At 36.8% G+C, this 24,865-nt stretch carries 24 protein-coding genes and 1 tRNA gene; 8 read left to right on the forward strand and 17 right to left on the reverse strand.

The window, feature by feature from the left end:
- Positions 1-3 precede the first annotated feature (3 nt).
- Complete coding sequence (locus AACY93_RS07960) at positions 4-2,973, forward strand: EVE domain-containing protein (RefSeq protein ID WP_286852786.1); 2,970 nt, start codon at positions 4-6, stop codon at positions 2,971-2,973.
- Positions 2,974-4,221, forward strand: coding sequence for a restriction endonuclease (locus AACY93_RS07965; RefSeq protein WP_286852785.1), 1,248 nt, complete (start codon positions 2,974-2,976; stop codon positions 4,219-4,221). It begins immediately after the preceding gene.
- Positions 4,222-4,231: 10 nt separating this feature from the next.
- On the opposite strand, the gene AACY93_RS07970 is transcribed toward AACY93_RS07965, so the two are convergent.
- Positions 4,232-4,606 (reverse strand): hypothetical protein, encoded by a 375-nt coding sequence (locus AACY93_RS07970; RefSeq protein WP_286852784.1) that lies wholly within the window; start codon positions 4,604-4,606, stop codon positions 4,232-4,234.
- Between the two features lie 301 nt (positions 4,607-4,907).
- Between AACY93_RS07970 and AACY93_RS07975 the strand changes: the two genes are divergently transcribed.
- The gene (locus tag AACY93_RS07975; protein ID WP_286852783.1) at positions 4,908-6,380 is read left to right on the forward strand and encodes a T9SS type A sorting domain-containing protein; all 1,473 of its coding nucleotides are present in this window, start codon (positions 4,908-4,910) and stop codon (positions 6,378-6,380) included.
- Between the two features lie 180 nt (positions 6,381-6,560).
- Here AACY93_RS07975 and AACY93_RS07980 read toward each other — a convergent pair whose 3' ends face one another.
- The 3 genes from AACY93_RS07980 to AACY93_RS07990 form a co-directional block, all read right to left on the reverse strand.
- A complete protein-coding gene (locus tag AACY93_RS07980) occupies positions 6,561-7,706 on the reverse strand; it encodes a saccharopine dehydrogenase C-terminal domain-containing protein (RefSeq protein WP_286852782.1) in 1,146 nt (381 codons plus the stop codon).
- Between the two features lie 308 nt (positions 7,707-8,014).
- Positions 8,015-9,184: an alpha/beta hydrolase-fold protein gene (locus tag AACY93_RS07985; protein WP_286852781.1), complete on the reverse strand. Its 1,170-nt coding sequence runs from the start codon at positions 9,182-9,184 to the stop codon at positions 8,015-8,017.
- A 634-nt stretch (positions 9,185-9,818) separates the two neighbouring features.
- Positions 9,819-9,892 (reverse strand) — tRNA-Met (locus tag AACY93_RS07990).
- A gap of 246 nt (positions 9,893-10,138) precedes the next feature.
- Between AACY93_RS07990 and AACY93_RS07995 the strand changes: the two genes are divergently transcribed.
- Together AACY93_RS07995 and AACY93_RS08000 are read left to right on the forward strand one after the other, a co-directional pair.
- Positions 10,139-10,525, forward strand: a complete 387-nt coding sequence (locus AACY93_RS07995; protein WP_007651408.1) for an START-like domain-containing protein — start codon at positions 10,139-10,141, stop codon at positions 10,523-10,525.
- 54 nt (positions 10,526-10,579) lie between these two features.
- Positions 10,580-11,425: an aminotransferase class IV gene (locus tag AACY93_RS08000; RefSeq protein WP_286852780.1), complete on the forward strand. Its 846-nt coding sequence runs from the start codon at positions 10,580-10,582 to the stop codon at positions 11,423-11,425.
- On the opposite strand, the gene AACY93_RS08005 is transcribed toward AACY93_RS08000, so the two are convergent.
- The 5 genes from AACY93_RS08005 to AACY93_RS08025 all read right to left on the reverse strand — a co-directional run bounded on the left by AACY93_RS08005 (position 11,422) and on the right by AACY93_RS08025 (position 15,956).
- A complete protein-coding gene (locus AACY93_RS08005) occupies positions 11,422-11,982 on the reverse strand; it encodes a YqgE/AlgH family protein (RefSeq protein WP_007651405.1) in 561 nt (186 codons plus the stop codon). The genes AACY93_RS08000 and AACY93_RS08005 overlap by 4 nt on opposite strands.
- A 115-nt stretch (positions 11,983-12,097) precedes the next feature.
- The gene (locus tag AACY93_RS08010) at positions 12,098-12,370 is read right to left on the reverse strand and encodes an HU family DNA-binding protein (RefSeq protein ID WP_007651403.1); all 273 of its coding nucleotides are present in this window, start codon (positions 12,368-12,370) and stop codon (positions 12,098-12,100) included.
- A gap of 195 nt (positions 12,371-12,565) precedes the next feature.
- Positions 12,566-13,513 (reverse strand): methionyl-tRNA formyltransferase, encoded by a 948-nt coding sequence (fmt, locus tag AACY93_RS08015; protein ID WP_286852779.1) that lies wholly within the window; start codon positions 13,511-13,513, stop codon positions 12,566-12,568.
- Positions 13,510-15,414: a RecQ family ATP-dependent DNA helicase gene (locus tag AACY93_RS08020; protein ID WP_286852778.1), complete on the reverse strand. Its 1,905-nt coding sequence runs from the start codon at positions 15,412-15,414 to the stop codon at positions 13,510-13,512. Before AACY93_RS08020 ends, fmt begins: the two co-directional genes overlap by 4 nt.
- A complete protein-coding gene (locus AACY93_RS08025; protein ID WP_286852777.1) occupies positions 15,414-15,956 on the reverse strand; it encodes an ATP-binding protein in 543 nt (180 codons plus the stop codon). The genes AACY93_RS08020 and AACY93_RS08025 overlap by 1 nt, the downstream gene beginning before the upstream one ends.
- A gap of 155 nt (positions 15,957-16,111) precedes the next feature.
- On the opposite strand from AACY93_RS08025, the gene AACY93_RS08030 reads away from it, so the two are divergent.
- The 3 genes from AACY93_RS08030 to murA all read left to right on the forward strand — a co-directional run bounded on the left by AACY93_RS08030 (position 16,112) and on the right by murA (position 18,440).
- Positions 16,112-16,405 (forward strand): DUF493 family protein, encoded by a 294-nt coding sequence (locus AACY93_RS08030; protein ID WP_040492482.1) that lies wholly within the window; start codon positions 16,112-16,114, stop codon positions 16,403-16,405.
- Between the two features lie 67 nt (positions 16,406-16,472).
- Positions 16,473-17,120 (forward strand): DUF4290 domain-containing protein, encoded by a 648-nt coding sequence (locus tag AACY93_RS08035; RefSeq protein WP_007651395.1) that lies wholly within the window; start codon positions 16,473-16,475, stop codon positions 17,118-17,120.
- A gap of 9 nt (positions 17,121-17,129) precedes the next feature.
- On the forward strand, positions 17,130-18,440 hold the full coding sequence (murA, locus tag AACY93_RS08040) for a UDP-N-acetylglucosamine 1-carboxyvinyltransferase (RefSeq protein ID WP_286852776.1): 1,311 nt from the start codon (positions 17,130-17,132) through the stop codon (positions 18,438-18,440).
- Between the two features lie 255 nt (positions 18,441-18,695).
- On the opposite strand, the gene AACY93_RS08045 is transcribed toward murA, so the two are convergent.
- The 8 genes from AACY93_RS08045 to AACY93_RS08080 all read right to left on the reverse strand — a co-directional run bounded on the left by AACY93_RS08045 (position 18,696) and on the right by AACY93_RS08080 (position 24,855).
- Entirely contained in the window at positions 18,696-19,421 is a 726-nt protein-coding gene (locus tag AACY93_RS08045) for an SGNH/GDSL hydrolase family protein (RefSeq protein WP_286852775.1), read from the reverse strand.
- Positions 19,422-19,491: 70 nt separating this feature from the next.
- Complete coding sequence (locus AACY93_RS08050; RefSeq protein WP_287006175.1) at positions 19,492-20,796, reverse strand: deoxyribodipyrimidine photo-lyase; 1,305 nt, start codon at positions 20,794-20,796, stop codon at positions 19,492-19,494.
- Between the two features lie 2 nt (positions 20,797-20,798).
- Complete coding sequence (locus AACY93_RS08055) at positions 20,799-20,969, reverse strand: Lacal_2735 family protein (RefSeq protein ID WP_286852773.1); 171 nt, start codon at positions 20,967-20,969, stop codon at positions 20,799-20,801.
- A gap of 59 nt (positions 20,970-21,028) precedes the next feature.
- A complete protein-coding gene (locus tag AACY93_RS08060; RefSeq protein ID WP_286852772.1) occupies positions 21,029-21,712 on the reverse strand; it encodes an SDR family oxidoreductase in 684 nt (227 codons plus the stop codon).
- A gap of 3 nt (positions 21,713-21,715) precedes the next feature.
- Positions 21,716-21,940: a hypothetical protein gene (locus AACY93_RS08065; RefSeq protein ID WP_007651386.1), complete on the reverse strand. Its 225-nt coding sequence runs from the start codon at positions 21,938-21,940 to the stop codon at positions 21,716-21,718.
- 4 nt (positions 21,941-21,944) lie between these two features.
- Positions 21,945-22,634 (reverse strand): GTP cyclohydrolase I FolE, encoded by a 690-nt coding sequence (gene folE / locus AACY93_RS08070; RefSeq protein ID WP_286852771.1) that lies wholly within the window; start codon positions 22,632-22,634, stop codon positions 21,945-21,947.
- A gap of 254 nt (positions 22,635-22,888) precedes the next feature.
- Positions 22,889-24,199, reverse strand: a complete 1,311-nt coding sequence (locus AACY93_RS08075; protein WP_286852770.1) for an AarF/ABC1/UbiB kinase family protein — start codon at positions 24,197-24,199, stop codon at positions 22,889-22,891.
- Positions 24,196-24,855, reverse strand: coding sequence for a TetR family transcriptional regulator C-terminal domain-containing protein (locus tag AACY93_RS08080; RefSeq protein ID WP_286852769.1), 660 nt, complete (start codon positions 24,853-24,855; stop codon positions 24,196-24,198). The genes AACY93_RS08075 and AACY93_RS08080 overlap by 4 nt, the downstream gene beginning before the upstream one ends.
- Positions 24,856-24,865: the final 10 nt, after the last annotated feature.

A 24,865-nucleotide genomic window follows, 5' to 3' on the forward strand; every position in this document is an offset into this window, starting at 1 on the left:
AATATGCTATTCAATAAAGTAACCAAAGAACACATCCTAAAAGCCATTAAAGACTTGGATAGCAAAAGCTATCCCAGTGGTTTTAGGCCATCGACCACTTATGATGTGCTTTATAATGGGAAAACATATCCACCACCAGCTATAATGGCTTATGCATACTTTCATGCAGAAGGTAAAGACGTAGAGCCTAATTTTAAAGTAGGGAAAGGAAGTGAGTGTTTTGATGTTTTGGAGCGTCATGGGTTTAATTTGGTTAAGAAAGAAAATAAAAAAATGCACGACAAATTATTTACACTAAAACAAGACTTTCTAGACACTTGGCCCATTGAAAAGTTGGAGCAAATGGTCTTGGAGGACTATACCAATTTAGATAGGGAGGATTCGTTTTGTTATTGGGTGGAGCAAAAAACAAAGAGCTTAGGAGATATAAGAGGTGGTAGTTCCTATAAGTTTGGCATATATAAAATGGCTGAAAACTCTACAACAGACAAAGCTAGCAACAGAACCAACAATGGTGAATATGCTTGGCACATTAAATATGGGAACACGCAGGAGGAAGCTTTTAATACCATAAAAAGTATACTTATTAAAATAGCTAAGGCATCTCAAGCCAATAATTTAGAGGCTATAGATATTATAGACTTAGGACATGCCTATAAATGGAAAATAGCTTTTTTATATGGTAATTTTAATTGCTTAAACGTTTTTAAATTAGATGCCCTACACGTTATTGCTACCAAGCTTGGAATAGATTATACCAATAAAACACCAGTTTCTAGATTTCATAAAGAGATTATAAAAACAAAACCAGATACTAAAGCATACTTTTCCTGGAGTCATGCTTTATGGCAACAATATGAAACACGGTTAAGAGATGTAAAAAAAGATTTCGCCAAATGGTTAAATGCCAATACATTCGAGTCTTATCGTGCTTATCTAGGACATTCCAACAAAAGTATTGAAGATAGACTGGATGAGATTAACAGTTATTTTGATGATCTGGATTTCTTTTTAGTGGATCCAACAAATATTAATGGTTTAGTAAGTTCCATTCTATTTTTATTGAGTAAAAAAGAGCGTGAAAAAAACCCAGAATTTGTTGAGTACGATGCCAAAAACAGTAACGGAATTCCAAAAGCTATACTAGGTAAGAACAATTATCTTAAGTTTTTAAAAGAAAAATTTGATTATCAAGAACCTAGCTATTGGATATTTCAAGGTAATCCAAACATCTATAATATAACCAATGCCTTAAAAGCTGCACATTTAAAAAGCTGGAAAGTTGTAGCACATAAAGACAAAATAAAAATTGGTGATCAAGTTATTTTATGGCAAACAGGAGATAAGTCAGGATGTTATGCATTAGCAGAGGTAACTTCGGAAGTTGGTGTTTTTAAGGAAGAAGCTTTTGAGCAGCAATATTATTTAAATCAAGACGAAAGTGAAGACACTGATCGTGTTAAGATAAAGATCACTAAATATCTTGCAGACAATCCTGTTTTATGGGAAGATATAAAAGATAATCCCGTGTTTTCCAATTTTAAAGCGGGAAATCAAGGCACAAATTTTAGTGCTACTGAAGAAGAGTTTAATGCTTTGCTAAATTTTAACCATAGCTCTAAAAACATTCACATGGATATAATTTATTCAAGTACCAAGTCTAATCGTATAATGCCCACCAATAAAATATTTTACGGTCCTCCAGGAACGGGAAAAACCTTTTATTTAAAAGACCGGTTGTTTGATACATATACGTTAAAGGAAACTTCTATTTCAAAAGAGCAACATTTTGAAACGGTTGTGAGTAGTTGTTCTTGGTGGCAGGTCATTGCCATTGTTTTATTAGACCTTAAGAAGGCAAAGGTCTCTGATATTTTTGAGCATGATTGGGTTCGGAGAAAAGCAAGTTTATCAAATTCAAAAACAATAAGACCAACCATTTGGGGACAGCTGCAAAGTCATACCATTAATGAATGTAAGTATGTAAATGTTACGAATAGACAACAGCCTTTAATTTTCAATAAAACGGAGGATTCCTATTGGGAAATATTAGAAGACCATGTTGAGGAATTGGCTCCAGAGTTATACGATTTAAAGGATTCGGTAACAAATTACAATCCTGATCCTGATAAAATTATAAAGCATTATGACTTTGTAACCTTTCATCAGTCATTCGCTTATGAAGATTTTATTGAAGGCATTAAGCCTATACTACCTCAAGACGATGCAGAAGACACTAAAGATTTAGGCTACACCATTGAAGATGGTGTGTTTAAGAGTTTATGCATTAAAGCGAAAAATGATCCAGAACATAGGTACGCCATTTTTATTGATGAAATCAATAGAGGAAATGTCTCTGCTATTTTTGGGGAGTTGATTACCCTCATTGAAATAGACAAACGTCAAGGAGCAAAAAATGAATTAAGCATTAAACTGCCATATTCCAAGAAAGAATTTAGTGTGCCATCTAACCTAGATATTTATGGCACAATGAACACGGCAGATAGAAGTGTTGAAGCTCTGGACACAGCTTTGCGTCGTCGTTTTGAGTTTAAAGAGATGATGCCAGATTATTCCGTTATTCAAGAGGAAACAGTCGGTGCAGTTAAACTTTCAGAAGTATTGGAAAAGATTAATCAACGCATTGAATTATTAATAGATAGAGATCATACCATTGGGCATTCTTATTTTGTAGGAGTAGATACAGAACAAAAATTAGCCAATGCATTTAACAATAAAATTGTGCCTTTATTACAAGAATATTTTTATGGCGATTATGGTAAAATAGGATTAGTGCTAGGGAAGGGGTTTGTTGAGAAAGTAAAAAATGAAAACATAACATTTGCCAAATTTGAATACGAAAATGCCAACGATTTTAAAACGCCAAGTTTTGTGTTAAAAGGAGTGGATGAAACTTCTGTTATGGAAGCCGTACAACTTTTATTGGGAGATCCAATCAACAAAGAGGAATAATTGATAAAGCATAAAACCATATCCGTTTTTGAACATCAGCGTCTGTTCGTTGGAGAGCAAAATTTTAAGCAAATACATTTAGACGCGCTGTTAAAACTTAATGAATATCACAATGGCAATTATTTTGAACCCATTGCGAAAGGTGTTAAGTTCAATCAGTATGTAGGGGTTATTCAAGTTGATGGTTTAACCATAGAAATCCATCCAAAAGCAGATAAAGAGGATGACGATAGAAAGTGGAAAGGTGTTTTAATTAAAATGTTAAAAGCTTGTGGGAAGCTCAAAGCCGAAACCAATGGAGCAGCACATGTAAGAAGACAGCATCTTAATTTATTAGAAGTTTATTTTGAATTGTTTTTGTTGGAAGTAGAAGGCTTAGTGAGGAAAGGGTTAATTAAAAAATATAGAAGACAAACCCACAATACAAAAGCATTAAAAGGCAAGCTTGAATTTGCAGGACACCTAAGGCATAACGTGATACACAAAGAACGGTTTTATACTACCCATCAAGTGTATGACAGCAATCATTTTTTACATCAAGTATTGCAAAAAGCCTTATCCATTGTTAGTCAGTTTACAAAAGGAACTAGTTTACAGGATGTTGCAAGTAGAGTTGAATTAAACTTTCCAGAAGTAGATTACGAAACCATTACTGCACAGCAATTAAATACCATTAAGTTAAACAGAAAAACCAGTAGTTATAAAGAAGCATTCGAATTGGCTAGGTTAATCATTTTAAATTATTCTCCTGATATTTCAAATGGAAAAGAAAAAATGCTGTCCCTTTTGTTTGATATGAATGAACTTTGGGAACAGTATGTGTTAAAGCAAGTACAAAAAGCTAGTTATAAAACTGATATGTTAGTTTCAGGTCAAGAATCCAGATCGTTTTGGGGCAATAATAGTTTACGTCCTGATATTGTTTTGAGAAAGGGTAATAAAACCTATGTTATTGACACCAAATGGAAACGGCCTCAAAGAAACTCAGCATCCGTGGATGATTTAAGACAGATGTATGCCTATTGTAGGTTTTGGAATGCAGAAAAAGCAATGCTACTTTACCCTGGTGATTTTAAAACCAACAGGTTTCAAGTTTTTGAGACTGATGATTACTCTGTAGGTCAAGCGGGTATATTAAAAATCGACCATCAGTGTAAAATGGGGTTTGTGTCTGTTTTGAATGAAGAGAATAACGATCTAGATTCAGAAATTGGCGAGATAATTTTAAAGTTGCTAATTGCAAGTTGATTTTTAATTATTATTCACATCTCATGGTATTAAAATCGATATAAAGTTGGGTTGCTCCATCATCATTAACGGTGAGCCATTTATAATTTACAAACACATAAGCGTTGCCTCCATCTAATTCCACCCATTCGTCTATGCCTTTGGCAGCATTTTTTAAATCATTCTTAACGGTAAACCCAATTGGAGCTGCATAAGTCCTTCCTTTTACCAATATCTTACAAGTATTGTTTTTTGTGGCAGCTGAAGCTTGTGTTTGATTGTAATACATAGATTCTGTTAAGGTAGGTAGCGTATTGTTTACTTGACTAGGTGTCATTGAGGAAGTACATGAGGTAAGAAGTACAAGAAAAAATAAGGCGGCAACAAAAATATTTTTTAGTTCCATGATGTTTTTAAAATATGGTTTTACTACTAATATAACTATTTTAGAATAGTTTTCATAGCTAAAGCAAAACCTAGAATAAGATGTTGAATATTGGATTAGAGCTTCATAATCCCATCATTCTTTTGAGGGAGTAGACAAAAGCTTAGGCTTAGAATGCTTACAGTTGAATTAGGTTTGGAAGTTATAATTAATCCTTATGCTATCATATGAATTAAGTGGATTTTACCATCGTTTAATGAAGCGACATAAGTTTCCTATTATTTTTGTGTAATTTTACCAAAACATTAAAATTTTATTATTTATGAAACAATTATTACTCAACTGTATAGCAACCATCTGTGTTTTTGCGATGGTTTCAGCACAAGGTTATACCACACCAGACACAGGAAGTACCTTTACCTTAAACGATTTAGTGGCTGCAAGTCCTACCACTATATCAGTAAGTGGTACAACCTATACCTTAATAGCAGATTTAACCATTTCTGCCACAGACACCTTTTTAATAGACACAGATGCGACTTTGGAGATTGGAGCAGACATTCTCATTACCGTTTTAGGTACATTTCAAGTTAGTGCAAACCAGGCAACCATTACAGCTATAGATCCAGCTCTGCCTTATGAAGGATTTCGTTTTGAAGAGTTTTCAAACATTCAGATTGAAAATGCCACCATACAATATGGAGGAGGTTTGCGTGTGCTTACGGAAAACTTTAGCATAAACAACTGTTTATTGACAAACAATGTTTCTGGAGCTGCCACTGGAGGGGTTATAGCACTTTCTAGAGGGATGGCCCAAATAACAAATAACACCATTAGCTTTAATGACACGCCAGCCATTAGCTCTGGTGCCAATAGTGCCGTCTCACCTTATATCTTTAACAATTATATAGAAGGAAATAACCAGGCCAATTCCAACCGGCCTCAAATAAACATTGGGACCACTCTAGCGACTGACCCTTTGCAAATAGTGCAAAACACCATTATTGGGGATCGTGATTTGGATATGGTAGGTGGCATTGCTGTCTCCAATTTTGTTGGAGGACAGATCAATGCAGTAATTGATAACAACATCATTATTGATAACCGTTATGGTTTGACCATTTTGGGAAACAATTCTTTTGCTTATATTAGGAACAATCAAATTGAAAACAACGACACGCAAAACAATCCAAATTTGGGAGGTAGTGGTATTTCATTAAATACCTCTTCCGCAGGAATGGATGTTATTGCCAGTGGCAATCAAATACGGGGAAATCTTTGGGGAATCACCGTTATTGGCCAAGCTTCTATAAATTTAGGGGATGGAACTGGAAACGTGGGACAGAATGTGTTTGCCAACAACGGAAACGGAGGTACAACCTATGCGCTTTATAACAATACCCCAAACGATATCATGGCATTAAACAATTGTTGGGATGAAACCAATTTGCCCAACACGCTAGCAGATGCTGAAAATGTGATTGTGCACCAAAACGATATAAATACTTTAGGGTTGGTGTTTTATGATCCTGTGAATTGTGGATTTTTAAGTGTAGATACATCTCAATTACAAGATGTAAGTATCTATCCAAATCCCACAAAGGGCATATTTTTCTTGGCAAACAACACACAATATCAATACATGAATGTCTATGGAATTGATGGTAAATTAATCATGGTACAGACATTGCATCCAGGGACCAATGAACTACATATGGATTTAACTCCTGGGATGTACATTTTGGAATTGCATGGCAACCAATCAAAAACCATAAAAAAGCTGATGATACAATAATTTATAGAGACATGTACCTTAATGACCATTTTTTAGGATTAACCTTCTGGAATGGCGCTCCTTCATTATCTGTCTGACGTTAGGCATGGCAGTATGAAGGATACTTTTAAAACCGCTACTTCGTGATATGAGCAAGAGCGAAAACCACCGTATGAATTAAGATATGTGAAGTTAAAGGAATTATTTGATCTCCCCATAAACACGTTTTACAAAGTCACCCTTTAAAAAAGCAGTCGCATCCAATTGGCTTTGAAGGACCACACCTTTGGTTTTGCTATCCAATAGCCATGCAATGGCTTGTATTAAGGGTGTTGCTGTACTGGTTTGAATGGCCCTTAGGGTATGTTTTCCTATTTGTTGGGGTTTGATGTGTTTGGCTATTTCCTGTCGATAAAATTTTCCTGTTGCGTCTTTACCTGCAACTGCCGCATAGAGAACAATTTGATCGTCTTCGATATGTGGGATTTCTGTTTGCATGATTTCTTGCAATCCCGAAATGGGGTCTTTGCTGTTTTTCAAAGTTTTTAATTGTTTCCCGACCCAAGTATAATGTAAAGGGTGTCTTAGGGTTTTATAATCCAGGTGTTTTACCTTTCCACTGAGGGCATCGGGTAAATCTGCTGCGCCACCCGAAGTCAGGTCTTCTTCGTAACCAATACCATTAATGATGATATAGGCTCTCTCGGAGAGTGCCGGTAAGGAGGTTTTGTTATAATTCCGTATGACGATACAGTCTTTAAGGTATTCCGTAGCCACACCAACAGGGCTCCAGGTAAAGCCATAATAATGAGGGGCTATGGCATGATTGGTAAGGGCGCCCACTTTTAATTCCAAGGTATCCACTTGTTCGACTTTATGTTTTTTGCAGAAGTTTTGAAACATGTGATGGGCCAGTACATCTATATAGCCAGGAGCCAATCCCGTTTGTAGTACGAATCCGGTTTGGGCGTCTTTGGCCAGTTGGATAATTTGGTTGGTTTCAGCCACATATTCGGTTAGGTTGGCATAACAGAGCTTGTAGGTTTTGGCCATGCGAGCCATATTTGGGGCCAAACTGCCAGGCAGGCAATCGAGTAGGGCATCGCCTTTTTCAAAAATGCGGCCCATGTCATCACTGATGGAATTGGCATCCAAATAAAAGGCCTGTACCTTACAAGCCTTGGTAGTCCCGTTCATGATCCATTGCGCAACGTTTTGGGCTTTTTCCAAGTCCCTGTCGCCAATGTAAATGGTAGGTGTTACGGCGCTCCACTCGGCCAAAATAAGACCAGCAGCTTCAGCTATGCCACCTGCACCGGCAATAATTAAGTGATAGTGATTTTTCATAGTAACTTTTTACACATTAAAAGAGTTACCAAGTTAGGAAATTTTGGTGAAGAAAACAGGGCTATAGGAAAGCATGCTGTTTGTGGAATGGATTTAAGGGTTTTATTTATGGTGGAAGTGGGTGTTTTTAATGTATAACTGTTTGCAACACCAAAACAAGTTTTTACTGATTGTGACCAGGTTTTAAGTAAGTGTTGAATGATTTAAGGAGCTGTTCTTTTTCCAAATATAAGTGGTTTGCACGGTATATTAGCTGTTATAGAAACACTTGGATTTGCAATATATCAGTCTGTTACCAATGTGTTTTATTAGCTCTTACTTAATTCTTTTATTTTTATTTTGGCGCGCTCATTGTTTGGGTCCAGTTCTAAGGATTTTTTATAGTTGTCAATTGCTTTATCGGTATTTCCCACTGTTTCATAAGCTTCCCCCAAACTATCATAGGAGTTTGGTGACTTGGGATAATTTTCCACATTCATGATGAAGAATTCCAATGCCTTGGATTTGTCTTTATCATTTTCACTTTGTAGCGTTCTGTAGCCTAATTGGTTTACAAGATGTTCTGGAGGAGGAACATGCCAGGAGAGTCTTTTGGAAAGTGTTTTGAAATGTTGGGTTAGTTGCTCTTTATCTTCCACATCACGATAGGAAATTCCATAGCCTTCAAAAATTGTGGAGATTCCGTTATGAAAAGCAATAATTGGCACTGAGCTATGGCTTTCATTAGGAAAGTATTCCAGTTTTGCCGGTAATTCGCCTTTGCATTTGCTGTTCAATGATTCGTACAATCTTACATGGCGGTCCCGATTTCTAATATTTCTTTTACCCCAATTGGCAGTGGCTAGGTACAGGAATCTTTTGAATGACTGATCTGTAAGGGAATCTAACTTTTTGTCCATGGTTTCTGAATCCCATGTTCCAAAACTTGGATCGACCGCGATATAGGAATTGAAACCTGTTTTTTCTTTCATATAAGCATGAGTGGCCAGTAAGCCTCCCAAAGAATGCCCAAACAGGATTCGATAGGGAGCAGTTCTATAGGTTTGGTCCAATTCGGGTAAAAGTTCATTTTCCAAAAAGCCAAGAAAACGATCTCCACCACCTGAATTGTTTTCTCTAACGGTGATGATTTTGTCTGGAGTGTAGTCCCTTCTTCTATCTACATTTTGAATAGCAACTACAATCAGCTCTGGAATTTTCCAGCTTCTATATGCATCGGAACTCATGTAGTTTGCCATTCCAGCTATGGACTTAAAGTGTGAATCTCCGTCAAGCACTATAAGTATTGGGTATGTTTTGTAGGATGATTTTTGATCCTTATAAGAATCAGGAAGGCTTACCCAATACTCCCTATTTTCATTTAAGATATTAGACCAAAGCGAATGTTTGGTGCCGATTAGTATTTGTTCAACATCTTGTGATTTTATTAGGTTGATCCCTAATAAAATAAGTAGTACTGCAATGATATTTTTGTTCATTCTGTTGTTTTTGCTCTATATGTCTTGCCCTGAACTAAGGCTATTTTAGGTTATTTATAACTTATTATTTAGGTATATTTTTTGAATGTATTACCAAGTAGGTGTTTGTTTTGGTTTTCTTATTACATATACCCGACTAATTTAATGGATTTATATAAAAACAGCTAGCTGGTCATGCTCATTTTAATTCAAGAAGGGAAGTATGGTGTTTAAACATAAACGAAAATTAAATTTTCTACGATTAATTGTCAAGTGACCAAAAAATAAATATTTTCTTAGGTTTTCAAATTACGAATAGTGTAATTCATTTGGTTGGAAGTTAGTTTTTAGAAGCCTAATCGCTGACGTGTTTGGTAACTTTTTTTCGATTCTTGGAAGGGGAATTAGCTTCGCTGATTCCTTTGGGGGAGTGCTTACAACCTTAAAAGCCTAAACGCTGACGCGTTTGATAATTTTTTTACGGTTGTTTGAAGGGGAATTAGCTTCGCTGATTCCTTTGGGGGAGTGCTTACAACCTTAAAAGCCTAAACGCTGATGCGTTTTTGGGCTTTTTTTATGACTTTTCGTTATCGTGCGAGCACGAACTCAAGCCATAAAAAAAGCCCAGCACTTTCGTGCTAGGCTTTTAAACTTGTAGCGAGATCGGGAATTGAACCCGAGACCTCCGGGTTATGAATCCGACGCTCTAACCATCTGAGCTACCTCGCCATGATACATGCTAAGGACATGTGGTTTGGGTTGCCATATAATGGAGTTTTTTTTAAGCTTCCACTAAAAGGCTTCACAATTTAAAAAGTACCCTTCCCAAATTATAGGAACTCTTCTTTTTAACGGCTGCAAATATAAAAACAAATTTAAAGAGAGCAAACATTCCTAGCATTAATTATTTTTAAAAAATAGTTTTAAAACTTATTAATTAATGTATATATTGAGCGCTATAAATAACATGTTACGATGGACGAAAAAATAAAATATGAAATGGAGTTTCCCATTCACGCTTCACCTCAATTACTTTACCAATATATCTCCACACCTTCTGGCTTATCGGAGTGGTTTGCCGAAAATGTCAATTCCCGTGGAGAGCTTTTCAAGTTTATTTGGGATGGTGTGGAAGAACAGGCCAAACTTGTCAGTAAAAAAAGTGGAGAACGCATCAAGTTTAAATGGTTGGCAGACGACAATCCGTCCTATTATTTTGAAATAAAGATTCAAGTAGATGAAATCACCAAAGATGTTAGTATCATAGTGACCGATTTCAGTGAAGCCGATGAAGTGGAAGAGGCTAAAATGCTATGGGAAAACCAGATATCGGATTTAAAACAGGTATTGGGTTCTGCTTAGGTTTTTTCTACATTAATAACTTATATTTGTCCCGAATTTATTTCGGGATTTTTTATGGTTAATTACAACGGTACACTCACAGGTTCACATCAACTAATTTCAATTAACAATAGAGGCTTTAATTATGGCGATGCTCTTTTTGAGACCCTTAGAGTGTCCCATGGAGCTATTTTTTTCTGGGAAGACCATTATTTTAGACTTATGGCTTCCATGCGCATCCTTAGAATGGAAATCCCGATGCATTTTACCATGGAATATTTACAAGAACAGATACTTGAAACGGTTCAGGCCAATGGCTTGCAGGACCGTTCGGTACGTGTTAAGTTGTATGTAAGCAGAAAAGAAGGGGGTTTGTACCTTCCCAAAACGAATGATGTGGATTTTATGATAGTGGCAGCGCCACTGGCATCAGACTTTTACTTGTTAAACGACAATGCATACCATGTGGATTTGTACAAGGATTTTTATGTGTCACCCGGGTTGCTTTCTACCTTAAAAACCAACAACAAAGCCTTGCATGTGGTAGGCAGTATTTATGCCAGTGAGAACAAATTGGACAATTGCCTTGTTTTAAATACAAACAAACAGGTTGTGGAGGCCTTGAACGGCAACATTTTTTTGGTAAAGGACCAGGTCATAAAAACACCGCCATTGGCAGATGGATGTTTGAAAGGTGTTATGAGAAAACAGTTGATGGAAATTATCAAACAAATTCCAGAGTATACTTTGGAAGAAGCTTCCATTTCCCCATTTGAACTACAAAAAGCAGATGAATTGTTTGTTACCAATGTTATAGTAGGCATACAACCTGTGAGCAATTACAGAAAGAAAGCCTATAACAACCAGGTTGCCAAGAACTTGCTTCAAAAACTACAGGTGAAAATTAGGCTGTTGGCTTAATTGGCACTAGGGTCTTCTGGCGCATTGGACCAGATGCTGTATTCGCCACCAAGTTCCACCATTTTTTCTTTCCAGAAAAACTGGTAATCTTTTTCTATAATGGCTTTTTTATAGATGTTTTCGCTAACCACCCAAGAGTTGGTTTTTAATTCCTCATCCAGTTGGTTGGCATCCCAACCGGAATACCCGAGAAAAAAACGAATGTTGTTTTCTTGTAATTCGTTATTGGCAATGAGTTCGGCCACCTTGTCAAAATCGCCTCCCCAATATATACCCAAGGAAATCTCTATGCTGTTGGGAATCAATTCCGGGACTTTATGTATAAAGTATAAATTGTCCTGTTCAACAGGGCCTCCATTGTAAATCTTGAAATTGGCCTTTAATTCGGGGATTAAATCTTGAATGGTATAATCTAAAGGTTTGTTTAAAATAAAACCGATAGAGCCTTCAGGTGTGTGATCTGCTAATAATACGATGGAGCGATTAAAAGAAGAATCTCCTATAATGGATGGTTCTGCTATTAACAAATCACCTTTTTTTGGTTTGATTGTAATCATAGCTTGTTAGGATTAGTAATTAAATGTAATAATTTTTTTATTAACTACAAACAGTACAAATAAAAAAAGCCTTCTCGTAATTGGAAGGCTTTTTGGATATTAAAGAAGTAAAAAACTAGTTAACAGCATTAGATAAATCTGATCCAGCTTTAAACTTTACAACGTTTTTAGCTTTAATTTTTATAGTTTTTCCTGTTTGAGGGTTTCTTCCTTCTCTTGCAGCTCTTTTAGATACTGACCAAGATCCAAATCCAACTAAAGAAACTCTGTTACCTTTTTGTAAAGCTCCTTCAATTTCAATTAACGCACACTCTAAAGCTTTTTTTGCAGCTGCTTTAGTAATTCCTGCGTGTTCTGCCATAGCATCGATTAAATCTGATTTGTTCATAATTTAAATTTTAATTATTAATAAATTGTTGGTTAAACATTTTTTTTGTTAAATCCTTTACAAATTTATACGGATTATCAAACCATGCAAGTAATAGCAAGGGAAATACACCATATTGTTAATAACTTCATACATTTGTTAATAAAGACAGTGCATTTTGTCGATGTTTTTGAAAAAATCAGTAAGAATAAGGGTTTAGAGCATTTTTGCCGACTCGCTGAATGCATATCCATTTAAAAGTGATTGGGCATCCATATGTCGCTTTCCTGGCAGCTTTATTTCCAAAATTTTGATATAGCCTCCATTTACGGCCACTTTTATCTCTTTTTTGTTAGTAACAATGGCTCCTATGGGTAACTGGTGCGTTTCTTTTTCTATTTCTGAAGCATGTATTTTAATATCCAATTGGTCTTCGCCATTTTGTAAATAACACCAGGCTCCTGGATAGGGGCTCAAGCCCCTTATTTTGTTGTAAATCTGTTCCTTGTTGCTTGTCCAATCTATTTTGCAGTTGTCCCTGTTCAATTTATAAGCGGTTTTAGTGCCTTCGGTTTGGGGTTGGGCTTGTGTGGTCACTTCCCCGGATGCTATCAATTTAATGGTTTCCAAAACCAGTTCGCTTCCAGCATGCATGAGCTTGTCATGCAACTGTCCAGCATGTTCCTTGGCATCAATTGCAACGGTTTTTTGCAGGATGATGGCTCCCGTATCTATTTTATCGTCTATAAAAAAAGTGGTCACACCTGTTTGTGTCTCCCCATTTATAATGGCCCAATTAATAGGTGCTGCCCCACGATAGTCTGGCAATAAAGAGGCATGTAAATTAAAGGTACCGTGTTTTGGGAGTTTCCAGACCACTTCCGGTAGCATCCTAAAGGCCACAACTATTTGCAGGTTGGCTCTCAGGGCTTTCAATTCTTCAAGAAAGGTTTCGTCTTTTAAATTGGTGGGTTGTAAGATGTTCAATCCTTGGGATTTGGCATATGTTTTTACGGCACTTTCGTTAAGTTTTCGGCCTCTACCAGCTGGTTTGTCGGGTGCTGTAATTACTCCAACCACTTGGTATTTATTTTCTATGATGCTTTTTAAAATGGAAACGGCAAACTCTGGGGTTCCCATAAATACAATTCTTAAATCTGTCATGTTGTCTGTAGTTTGTAGGTGTTTTTGTTTGTTAAACCAATCAATTGATGTTCCAAAAGCAGTTGAAGGGTTTTTTTTAAAGCACTTTCAGAGCAGTTTAATTGTTCCAAAAGTTCCCTGGAACTCAGGTCGCCTGATTCCAATAAGGTCAAAAGCTTCTTTTTTATGGTAGTTATATCGTCTGCACTTGGTTTCTTGTTTTTGGATATGCAAACAGAGCAGATGCCACAGTCCTTTACATGGGTTTCACCAAAATATGAAAGCAGTTGTACGCTTTTACAAAGCCTGTCATTGTTTATATAATCTATTACAGCGTGTACTTGCTGGTATTTTAAACTGTTTTGCTGTTCTATATAATGTGATATCCTATGGATGGCCTTATCGTCTTCCCGAGGTTGCAGGTAGCTGATTTCGGAATCTGTAGTACTAAGGCTCAACTGAATGACTTGGTCCCTTTCCAACTGTTTTAAAGTTGCGAACAAGCTGTCTTCTGAAACCGAAGCTTTATCTGAAATCAACAAAGGGTTTATTTTAATTTCGTTTTCAAAAATGCCGCCATAAGTCCTTAAAATGGTTTTCACAATCACACTTACTTCTGGATGCTTTTCCAAATAGGCAAATAAGGCTTTGTTGCTTATCACAAACTGAAGGCTAGTTTTTTTATTGAATTGTTTGGATAAACTGATGATACTCGTTCTGTCCAGGAGTAGCAAGGTGTTGTATGCCAATAGGCTGTTTAACTGATAGGTCTTGCAAAAGGCGTTGAAATTGAAATCGTAAATGGTGTTTTGGCCTTCGCCATAGGAAATTTGAAAATAATTGCTCAACTTTCTATAAATGTGCTTGACGTCGTTTACTGAAGGCAACACGTTTAAAAACTGGTTTTTAACCAATAATTCATCGCTTTTGTTTTTTAGTATGATGGCAAAGGCTTTGTTGCCATTTCTTCCGGCCCTTCCAGCTTCTTGAAAGTAACTTTCCATGCTTTCCGGTAAATTCAGGTGAATAACCGTTTTTACATCAGGTTTGTCTATACCCATTCCAAAGGCATTGGTGGCCACCATGACTTGTTTTTGGTTGTTGATCCACTCTTGTTGATGTGCATCCTTTACCTTATTGGACAAGCCACCATGATAGGTTGTGGCAGAAATGCCTTTTTTGTTTAAAAAATTGGATATCTCCACTGTTAGATGCCTACTTCTAACATAGACAATGGATGCTTGGGGATTTTTCTTTAAAATGCTTTCCAGTTTGTAGTGTTTATCATCCTCGTTAAAAGTCATGTAAGCGAGGTTTTTACGTTCAAACGACTGCTTAAAGATTTTAGGTTGTATAAAATCCAGTTCCACCACAATGTCAGCAACCACTTTGGGTGTAGCAGAAGCAGTAAGCGCGATACAATTGACCGAAGGCTGAATTTGTCTTAGCAATTGAATATTTTTATAGGCTGGACGGAAATCGTTTCCCCATTGCGATATGCAATGTGCTTCATCTACAGCAATGAGGTTCACGTTCATTTGTTTGATCCTGTCCTGAACCAACTCCTGCTGTAAACGTTCTGGAGAGAGATATAAAAACTTGTAGTTGCCATATATGCAATTGTCCAAAAGCGTGTCCAGGTCGTTGCTGGTAATGCCGCTGGTAATGCTTAAGGCCTTGATGCCTTTTTGTTTTAAGGCTTGAACCTGATCCTTCATCAAGGCAATTAAAGGCGACACGACGATGCAGATGCCTTCTTTGGCCAAAGCTGGAATTTGAAAACAGATGGATTTACCTCCACCTGTTGGTAGCAAGGCAAATACATCTTCACCTTCCAAAACGGCTTCAATAATTTCTTCTTGAAGGGGTTTGAAAGAGGTAAAGTTCCAATAGCGTTCTAATATGTTTATAGGATGCTGCATTACAGCTTTTTTAAGGTGTCCAATAAATAATCGACCCTGTTTTCAATGGTGTCGAAAGGTATGTCAATTAAATTGTAATTGTACTTTCTATAGGTATTTAAAAGTTGTTTGTGAATGGAGACGGCCTGTTCAAAATTTTCATAGCGTTCGCTATCGCTTGTAAAAATCTCTTGCCAAGGTTCCAATACATACACTTGATGGTATTTGCAGTTTTGGCATGCCTTTACAAAATTGTCAGGATAGCTTTCATTGGCATAGTCCATGTATGCCAAAACGTCGGGAACGCCTCTATCTATAAAAACCACTTCCGAGTCCATGCTTTTGGCTGTTTCATACTGTTTGATCCTACCTTCCAACAAGCGTTCGCTAAACAGGAGCGGTTTGGTTAAAAACAGCTGTTCTATGCCTTCTTGCCTGGCATCCAGGATCACTTGCCTGGAAATTTCTTCCAAACAGGTATGCCCTCTTTTTATCAGTTCGTTAATTAACGATGTTTTTCCGGTTCCTGGTCCTCCAGTGATAACAATTTTTTTCGAGTTCAAAATTGGCAAGATTTTAGCTGTAAAATTCGTAATTTAAATCTTAAATAAAAAATGCGAAGGAAATAGTATCTTTACACCTTGTAAAAATACTTGTGTTATTTACAGCAAAACCGTTGTATTTAGCCCTTTAGCGTATTAAAAAGAGCATAATGGAAATGAACGAAAACAAGAAAACAAAAGCTTTTTACGAAAAATTGAAATCTCAATTATATGATACCTCCTTGTGGCCATCGGAATATTTATATAAGTTTATAGTGAAATCCGATTCAGACCAGGTGGTAGCCTTAGAAGACCTCTTTAATCATTTGGGGGCTGTTATAAAAACCACAGAATCCACAAAAGGGACCTATACCAGTGTTTCCATAAGCGTAAAAATGGAAACACCGGAGCATGTTATAGAAAAGTATATAGAAGTATCAGAAAAAATAGAAGGCGTTATTAGTCTTTAGTTTTTTTTTGTACTTTGCGCTTGCATAATTAACTTCATGCGCAAACATTTAACCCTACACATTTATTTTGATAGATAATTTAGAATACAACACAGAACGTGAGCATTTAATTATTCCTGAATATGGACGTCATATGCAGAAAATGATTAACTATGCCAAATCACGTGACACCAAGGAAGAACGCAATAAAGTAGCCAAAGCCATTATTTCGGTTATGGGAAATTTACAACCCCATTTACGCGATGTGCCAGATTTTCAGCATAAATTATGGGATCAATTATTTATTATGGCAGATTTCGATATTGATGTGGATTCGCCCTACCCAAAACCCTCAAAAGAAGAATTGTACGCTAGGCCAGAGGTGTTGAAATACCCTCAAAACCATCCTAAGTACAGGTTTTACGGAAACAATATCAAGACCATGATAGATGTGGCCTGTACTTGGGAAGATGGCGATATGAAGGATGCTTTGATTTACACCATTGCGAACCACATGAAAAAGTGTTTTTTAAATTGGAACAAAGATACGGTAGAGGATGAGGTGATTTTTGACCATTTACGCGAACTTTCGGGTGGGAAAATCAATCTTAAAAATGCCGATGAAGATTTAACCGATGCAACCAGTTTGATGCGCAACAAGAAAAAATACGCATCAAACACCAAAAAATCGCATCATAAAAAAAGTAATTCAAACAGATCAAGAAAACGTTATTAACCAGAACGTATGGGAATATTTAAAATAGAAGGAGGTCATCAATTAAAAGGGAAAATCCAGCCTCAAGGAGCCAAAAACGAAGCCTTACAAATTTTATGTGCTGTATTGTTAACCCCAGAGTTGGTCACCATTCACAACATTCCAGATATAGTAGATGTTAATAAACTCATTGAACTGTTAAAAAAACTGGGCGTTAAAGTCTCTAAAATAGGTTCTGGTTCCTATACTTTTCAAGCCGATGAAGTAAACTTGGAATATTTGGAATCTGCCGAATTTAAAGAAGATGGAAAAGGGCTGAGAGGTTCCATCATGATAGTTGGTCCCCTTTTGGCTCGTTTTGGCAAGGGATATATTCCAAAACCTGGAGGGGATAAGATAGGGAGACGCCGTTTGGACACCCATTTTGAAGGGTTTATCAATCTTGGGGCCAAATTTAGATATAATAGGGAAGACCATTTTTATGGAGTGGAAGCCCAAAGGTTAAAAGGCACCTACATGCTTTTGGATGAAGCTTCGGTAACTGGAACAGCCAATATTGTAATGGCAGCTGTTTTGGCCGAAGGTACAACCACCATTTACAATGCTGCTTGCGAACCTTATTTGCAGCAATTGTGCAAAATGCTCAATCGTATGGGCGCCAACATTCGAGGTATTGCTTCCAACATGCTTATTATTGAGGGGGTTGACAGCTTGGGTGGCACAGAACATCGCATGCTTCCAGATATGATAGAGATTGGGAGTTGGATAGGTTTGGCTGCAATGACCAAAAGCGAATTGACCATCACCAACGTAAGTTGGGACGATTTGGGATTGATACCCAACGTGTTCAGGAAATTAGGGATTACGGTAGAGCGTCGAGGCGACGACATCCATATTCCTGCACATACCCATGGATACGAAATACAAAACTATATAGATGGTTCCATACTAACCATTTCCGATGCACCTTGGCCTGGATTTACACCAGATTTATTGAGTATTATTTTGGTGGTTTCCACACAAGCCAGAGGCAGTGTGTTGGTACACCAAAAAATGTTTGAAAGTCGTTTGTTTTTTGTGGATAAATTGATCGACATGGGAGCAAAGATCATTCTTTGCGATCCACATAGGGCAACCGTTATTGGACATGATTTTAAATCGCAATTAAAGGCAACTACCATGACATCACCAGATATTAGGGCAGGAGTCTCTTTATTGATTGCAGCACTTTCAGCCAAAGGAACCTCCATCATTCACAATATTGAGCAAATAGATAGGGGTTACGAAAACATAGACACACGTTTACGTGCCATAGGTGCCAAAATAGAACGTCTTCCTTAATAAAATTCTAAGGGTTTTTTAAAGCTGTTATTCTTTATGATATGAATCTATCTGTAGACAGATAGGGAAGTTTTTATAGAATTGAACAGTGTTGTTGTTACCAAAAAGAAGCCATATATCCACCTTTCTTTCACGCCGTTTTTTTATTTTACATCTTATATTTTCCTTGTAAAGACATTTTGATGGACCATGTCACTTTTTTCCGATTAAGCAAAAGGTGTCATTTGATGGAATAGTTTTATTCAGCGTTATTTTTTAATCTGTTTGATTGTGACTTGTTGGGTGTTCCTGTTTACTGGTTATGGTATCTATTAAAGCTATTATGGCCATATAGGACCTTTTATCCGCAACCCATGTCTTAGAGTTTTGAAAAGAGAGGTCTTCAAGGATTTTATCTGGGTAAATGGTTTTAAATAGTGTTAGAGCCGATAAAAAACTTCCGGTTTTTGAAGGATGAAACCCATCGACTCCATACAGGTTTTCGAGATTGTTTTCCAATTCATATGCTTTCCACACTTCACCAGCTGGGCTTACCAAGGCCTTATTGATTTGGGAGGCCAAAAGGTAATTTTGTATAACACCATCAAACGTATTGGCATAATATTTAGAGGGCCAAACCATAAAGAAGACCAATTGACTGTTGTTTTTGGAGCATAAAGCCTTTATCTTTTTCCCATAGTCAATTAACATGAGTTTCCCTTCATTTTGAGAAGAAGGTCCTTGTTGTACAATCACATAATCATATGTGCCTGTATTTATTAATTTTTGAAGTTTGCCCTCTTCCCAATGGTCTTCCAGTGCGTAATTGGGGTAGCACAAGGATTTTGTGTTTATGGTTTCGTTAAAATTGGCTGCCACATTTTCAAAGATCTTAGGTAGGTTGTTTGTGTAAGTTAAACTATTTCCTACAAACAAAAACTGTTTTGGATTGTTTTGGGAAAAAAGGGGACCTGCTAGGAACAGTATCAATAGGTAACGCATAGCCAATTATTTAAAAACGACGATTGAAAGGTACAAATTTATACGTTTGAATTCTCGAGGAAATTTGTTGTTATTTCAGCGCTTCTTTGTACACTTTTAAACAGCGTTCCCTGGCTTCTTTATGATCCACCATTTTTTCGGGATACTTGTCAGTGCCATATTCTTTCACCCAATTTTTAATATATGCTTTGTTTTTATCAAACTTATCTATTTGTGTGGTTGGATTGAATATTCTAAAGTAAGGTGCTGCATCCACACCAGAACCTGCAACCCATTGCCAATTGCCAATGTTGCTGGCCATCTCGTAATCATGAAGTTTTTCAGCAAAATAAGCTTCTCCCCAACGCCAGTCTATGAGTAGGTGTTTGCACAAAAAACTTCCAACCAGCATCCTGACGCGATTGTGCATGAAACCAGTTTCGTTTAATTGACGCATTCCAGCATCTACCAAGGGGTAGCCTGTATTGCCATCGCACCATTTTTTAAATTCCTCTTCATTATTGCGCCATTCTATCCTATCGTATTTAGCTTTAAAGGCCTCGTCTTTGGTGTTTGGGAAATGCCATAAGATTTGCATAAAAAATTCACGCCAAATCAACTCCTGCCAAAAGGTTTCGTTTTTCTCAGCTACAGCTTTTTTCATCATTTTTCTAATGCTTACAGTTCCAAAACGAAGATGAGGTCCTAACCGTGAGGTAGCGTCTTTTGCCGGTAGGTTACGCTTGTCTTCGTACTCTTGGATTAGGGTAGGAGTAACTTTGTAATCTACGATTTTTTGATTGGATGCAGTGAAGCCCATATCAGATAAACCCAGGTTTGGCAGTCTGGAGTGCTTCACCACATTATCAAGATATTCATTGGTGTAATATATTTTCAAGTCGTGATTTTTAAAATGTGCTTTCCAAGTTTTCATATAGGGCGTATAGACAACATACGGATCGCCATTTGACTTTACCACTTCATTTTTCTCAAAAATAACTTGGTCTTTAAAGGTTCTGAAAGCAATTTCATGCTTAGACAAGAGTGCTTTTATTTCTGCATCGCGCGCTTTGGCGTAGGGTTCGTAATCGTGGTTGGTAAACACTGTTTTGATGTTGTATTCTTCAATTAGTTGCTTGAAAATATCCAAAGGCTTGCCATGATACATCGCGATACTGCTGTGATGTTCCTTTTGTAAGGTATCCCTCATTTTTTGTAGTGTCTCAAAAATAAAAGTGACACGCGCATCGTCTTTGGGAAGGTCGTTTAGAATAGTTGAATCAAAAATAAATATGGGCAGTACAGGATGGTTGCTTTTCAAGGCTTCGTAAAACCCAATATTGTCATCCAATCTCAAATCCCTACGAAACCAGAATATGTTGATAGGTGATGTCATCCTTAAATTTTTTGAAGCGCTTCTATTTGTTTCTGAACGGCTTCGGCTTCGGCATATTTTTTATCACTTTCAGATTTGTTGATACTTGATAAGGCATGCCATTCCTTCATTAATTTTTCATATTTTTTTTGGAGTTTATCCATTTTTGAAGTTTTATTGAATAATTTAAACATGTGGTTCTATTTTTAAATTTAGTACTTTTTTTAAGCTCTTGTAAGTAATGTTAAGTTGTTTATATTTTAAAGCTCACGATACCACAGTCCATTTCAAAGGTTTGTCCGGAAATAGAAGCTGTTTTATCAGAAAGTAAAAAGGCAGCCATGTCTGCAACTTCCTCTGGGTTTAGGAATTTTTTTAGGGGATGGCGTTCTGTGATGTTCTCTATCATTTTCTCGTTTCTTAGCAATTTTGAAGCCAAAGAGGTATCTGTAATCGTTGGAGCAATGGCGTTGATTCGGATGTTTGGTGCCCATTCGGCTCCCAGTGATTTTACCAAGCCTTCAACACCAGATTTTGCCGTGGCAATGCTGGCATGAAAAGGCATACCCAAGCTTGCTGCCACAGTACTGAATAGCACAATGGAAGGCTTGTTGCCTTGTTTTAGTATGGGCAAATATGCTTGAATGGCTTTTACGGCACCCAGCACATTGATTTCGAAATCGGTTTTAAAATCTTCTTCACTTAAGCTTGAAAAAGGCTTTAAATTGATGCTACCAGGACAGTAAACCAAGCCATCGGCCTGCTTTATTTCCGGAAAACTGCCTTGCAGCACATCACAGGTATGGTGTGTGAGGTTTTCATGTTGAAAATCAGGTTCATTTCGGCTGAGATTGATTATTTTATGATTGGGAACCAATGTTTTTATTATGGCATTGCCTATGCCTTTGCTCCCTCCAATAACGATATATGTTTTCATGTGTTAAGCCATTAAAGGTTTGCCTTTCAATCGTTTTTCCACTTTGCGTTTCATGGCTGTAAGACGTTTCATGATATCCATGATCTTTTGGTCTTTTTTTCTTTTGTACACTTCATTTAAACTTAAAATAAGTGCTTTCGCTTCCCTAGAAATTTTAATACGATCGCTGGTAGATAAGGATTTTAAACTTGTTTGCTCAAATTTCAAAGCTTTGTCTATAAGTTCCATAATATTATTGTTTTAAATAGTTCTGTAATTCTGAAATTTTTTGTGCTGTGTTGAATTGTCCGCCATAATAGGTGGTAACAGTGGCCGAGGTATCGTCTTGAATGCCTCTGGAAGAGACACATAAATGTTTGGCATCTATAATCACGGCAACATCTGGCGTGTTAAGGATGGCTTTTAATTCTTCGGCTATTTGATTGGTTAAACGTTCCTGCACCTGTGGTCTTTTAGCATAATACTGCACGATTCTGTTTAGTTTGGACAAGCCAATTACGGTTCCAGATGAAATGTAAGCCACATGTGCCGTGCCTATGATAGGTACAAAATGGTGTTCGCAATTGGAATAAAAAGTGATGTTTTTTTCAACCAGCATTTGGTTGTATTGGTATTTGTTGTCGAACAAGGCCACCTTGGGTTTGTTTTTTGGGTTAAGGCCAGAGAATATTTCATCAACATACATTTTGGCGACACGTTTTGGGGTTCCTTTTAACGAGTCGTCTGTCAGGTCCAGTCCCATAACGTCCATTATTTCTTCAAAAAGGATGGCTATGCGTTCTTTTTTTTCAGTATCGCTTAGTTTAAAAGCGTCTGCCCTTAAAGGGGTTTTCAAGCCAGTATATAAATGTTCGTCGCCAATGTCTTCATGACTGAAGCCATTTAAGGGATTTGTTTTTTGTTTTAGTGTGTTTGTTTTCATAGTGTCTTTTTTAGGTGCTGTCATAAGCTGTTTATCAACTTAAGCAAAGCAACGTTCTTGTTTGGTAATATTTGGTTTGGAATGTGCTTTATGGTTTCCGGTTTTAGAAAATCGATTTCAATAACTTCAATATGTTTGTTATTTAAATAGCTTTTATCAGTACGTAACTTACCTGAACTGGTGTCTGTTATTTACAATAACGGAATGAGGTGTTTGCCTCTATAGTTAGTTGCGCCAGTAACATGAAAGTTCATTTACAAGGAGTTAAAGTTGTTAATAATTATACGATTTGCTTTTAAGTCGAACATCAGATTATAGAGTCCGAAAAACGTTCTGTTCATATAGATAAAATGTTTGGAACCTCTGTTGGCATTGTATTTTCTTATTTGTGTGTTTTTGGAGTATTGTTCACCCAATTGCGCTATTTTTAAAAAGAAGTCTGCATTTGAAAAATCGAAGGTTTCGTCTTGAAGAGGTAGTGAGAACAGGCTTAGCATGTCATGAAACATCTTGCTAAAAAAGGCTTTTTCTTCTTCGGAATCCTCAGGTTTTAAAATTTCCAATTCGTATAATTTGGCCAAGAATTTTTCTTGGTTTGAAATGTTTTCTTTTTGGGCCAACTCAAAATAAGGTATGTAAAAGTCTTCCGGAATGGTTTTAACGCACCCAAAATCCAAAACGATAAGCTGTCCATCTTCAGAAATTAAAAAGTTACCTGGATGTGGGTCTGCATGGACTTTTTTGAGTTTATGGATTTGGTACATATAAAAATCCCAAAGTGCTTGTCCAATCTTATTGGCTTTTTCTTGATTGGTGTTGTGTTTGGTAAATTCCGAGAGATGTTCCCCTTCCATATAATCCATGGTGATGATTCTGTCTGAGGAAAGTTCAGGATAATATTTTGGAAACTTTAAATTGGGAATGTGTGCACAGGCTTGTGCAATTTCCATGCTCTGTTGGACCTCAAGCACATAATTGGTTTCCTCAATAAGTTTGGTTTCCACCTCTTTAAAATACTTGTCGGAATCCTTTCCTTTTATGTTGAACATGCTCATGGCTACTGGTTTTACCATGGCCAAATCGGATGCGATACTGTCCGCAACTCCTGGATATTGGATTTTCACAGCAAGTTTTTTCCCATCTTTTTCTGCCTCGTGCACTTGGCCAATGCTGGCAGCGTTTATAGAAGTTGCGTTAAAGGTATCGTAAAGTTCATCTGGTGTTTTACCAAAATAGTTTTTAAAGGTTTTAAGAACCAAAGCAGGTGACAAGGGAGGAACGGAAAATTGAGCCAAGGAAAATTTTTCCACATAGGCCTGTGGCAGGATGGTTTTTTCCATACTTAGCATTTGGGCTACTTTTAAAGCGCTGCCTTTTAATTGCTTTAAGCTGTCGTAAATATCTTCGGCATTGTTTTTATTTAAACGGTCTTTGGCTTCTTCTTTGGAAGTCACCATTTTATCACCATAATATTTAATGTAATTCACGCCTACTTTGGCTCCTGTGGAAACCAATTTGGTGGCGCGTTGAATTTTTGAGGTAGGAATTTTGTCTATGGTTTTCATGGATTCATGTTTACTTTTTCTTTAAATAAAAATTTTCCAAAATCCAGTACACTTTTAAGAGGTGTCATTTGAAGGATATCGAAACTTGTATTTACAGATTTTTCAATAAAGACATCTGTTTTTTCAAAAGAAGCCGATTGGTCTTCCATCCAAAACTTAAGGGTTAGCAACAATTGTATCCAAGCAGATTCCTGCAAGCCTTTTTGTTGTATCTGTTGAATTTGTTTTTGATTGATATCCAACATGTCAATATCCAAATCTTGAATGTATTTTGTAAAACTGAGACGTAACTTAGATAGTTTTTTAAGCCCTTTTAAGCTGTTTTGATGCGTTTTCAAGGCCAGAAGCACAAAACTTCTATTTGCCGTAAGGTTTTCAAAAAAAGTAAAATAGAAACTTAGGAGTTTGTTTCTGGCATCAAAAGTTTCGTAATCTCCACTTTTGTGCAAGACCGTTAAAGTGTTGTCAAAAAATGCTTGAAAAATCTCTTTTTCCAATACCTCAAACGAAGTAAAGTGCTTGTAAAATTCCTGTTCATCCAGTTTGTTTGCTTTAGCAAACTGATACACTGTGTGAGGTTTTTTCTCATGTTCCAACACATAATCCATGTATAGGGACATGATGTTCTCGTGGTTTAGGGTTTTCTTTTTTGCCATGATTTCAGTA

The organism is uncultured Xanthomarina sp., assembly GCF_963971605.1.
Taxonomy (GTDB): domain Bacteria; phylum Bacteroidota; class Bacteroidia; order Flavobacteriales; family Flavobacteriaceae; genus Xanthomarina; species Xanthomarina gelatinilytica.

Excerpts from the sequence above, each read along its gene's own strand:
- AACY93_RS08000 (WP_286852780.1), top strand. The coding sequence starts at position 10,580 with ATGGTTAATTACAACGGTACACTCACAGGTTCACATCAACTAATTTCA.
- AACY93_RS08010 (WP_007651403.1), bottom strand. The coding sequence starts at position 12,370 with ATGAACAAATCAGATTTAATCGATGCTATGGCAGAACACGCAGGAATT.
- AACY93_RS08045 (WP_286852775.1), bottom strand. The coding sequence starts at position 19,421 with ATGCGTTACCTATTGATACTGTTCCTAGCAGGTCCCCTTTTTTCCCAA.
- AACY93_RS08060 (WP_286852772.1), bottom strand. The coding sequence starts at position 21,712 with ATGAAAACATATATCGTTATTGGAGGGAGCAAAGGCATAGGCAATGCC.
- fmt (WP_286852779.1), bottom strand. The coding sequence starts at position 13,513 with ATGACAGATTTAAGAATTGTATTTATGGGAACCCCAGAGTTTGCCGTT.
- AACY93_RS07960 (WP_286852786.1), top strand. The coding sequence starts at position 4 with ATGCTATTCAATAAAGTAACCAAAGAACACATCCTAAAAGCCATTAAA.
- AACY93_RS07970 (WP_286852784.1), bottom strand. The coding sequence starts at position 4,606 with ATGGAACTAAAAAATATTTTTGTTGCCGCCTTATTTTTTCTTGTACTT.
- AACY93_RS08075 (WP_286852770.1), bottom strand. The coding sequence starts at position 24,199 with ATGAAAACCATAGACAAAATTCCTACCTCAAAAATTCAACGCGCCACC.
- murA (WP_286852776.1), top strand. The coding sequence starts at position 17,130 with ATGGGAATATTTAAAATAGAAGGAGGTCATCAATTAAAAGGGAAAATC.
- AACY93_RS08050 (WP_287006175.1), bottom strand. The coding sequence starts at position 20,796 with ATGACATCACCTATCAACATATTCTGGTTTCGTAGGGATTTGAGATTG.
- AACY93_RS08080 (WP_286852769.1), bottom strand. The coding sequence starts at position 24,855 with ATGGCAAAAAAGAAAACCCTAAACCACGAGAACATCATGTCCCTATAC.
- AACY93_RS07985 (WP_286852781.1), bottom strand. The coding sequence starts at position 9,184 with ATGAACAAAAATATCATTGCAGTACTACTTATTTTATTAGGGATCAAC.
- AACY93_RS07995 (WP_007651408.1), top strand. The coding sequence starts at position 10,139 with ATGGACGAAAAAATAAAATATGAAATGGAGTTTCCCATTCACGCTTCA.
- AACY93_RS08030 (WP_040492482.1), top strand. The coding sequence starts at position 16,112 with ATGAACGAAAACAAGAAAACAAAAGCTTTTTACGAAAAATTGAAATCT.
- AACY93_RS08065 (WP_007651386.1), bottom strand. The coding sequence starts at position 21,940 with ATGGAACTTATAGACAAAGCTTTGAAATTTGAGCAAACAAGTTTAAAA.
- AACY93_RS08020 (WP_286852778.1), bottom strand. The coding sequence starts at position 15,414 with ATGCAGCATCCTATAAACATATTAGAACGCTATTGGAACTTTACCTCT.
- AACY93_RS07975 (WP_286852783.1), top strand. The coding sequence starts at position 4,908 with ATGAAACAATTATTACTCAACTGTATAGCAACCATCTGTGTTTTTGCG.
- AACY93_RS08055 (WP_286852773.1), bottom strand. The coding sequence starts at position 20,969 with ATGTTTAAATTATTCAATAAAACTTCAAAAATGGATAAACTCCAAAAA.
- AACY93_RS07980 (WP_286852782.1), bottom strand. The coding sequence starts at position 7,706 with ATGAAAAATCACTATCACTTAATTATTGCCGGTGCAGGTGGCATAGCT.
- AACY93_RS08005 (WP_007651405.1), bottom strand. The coding sequence starts at position 11,982 with ATGATTACAATCAAACCAAAAAAAGGTGATTTGTTAATAGCAGAACCA.
- folE (WP_286852771.1), bottom strand. The coding sequence starts at position 22,634 with ATGAAAACAAACACACTAAAACAAAAAACAAATCCCTTAAATGGCTTC.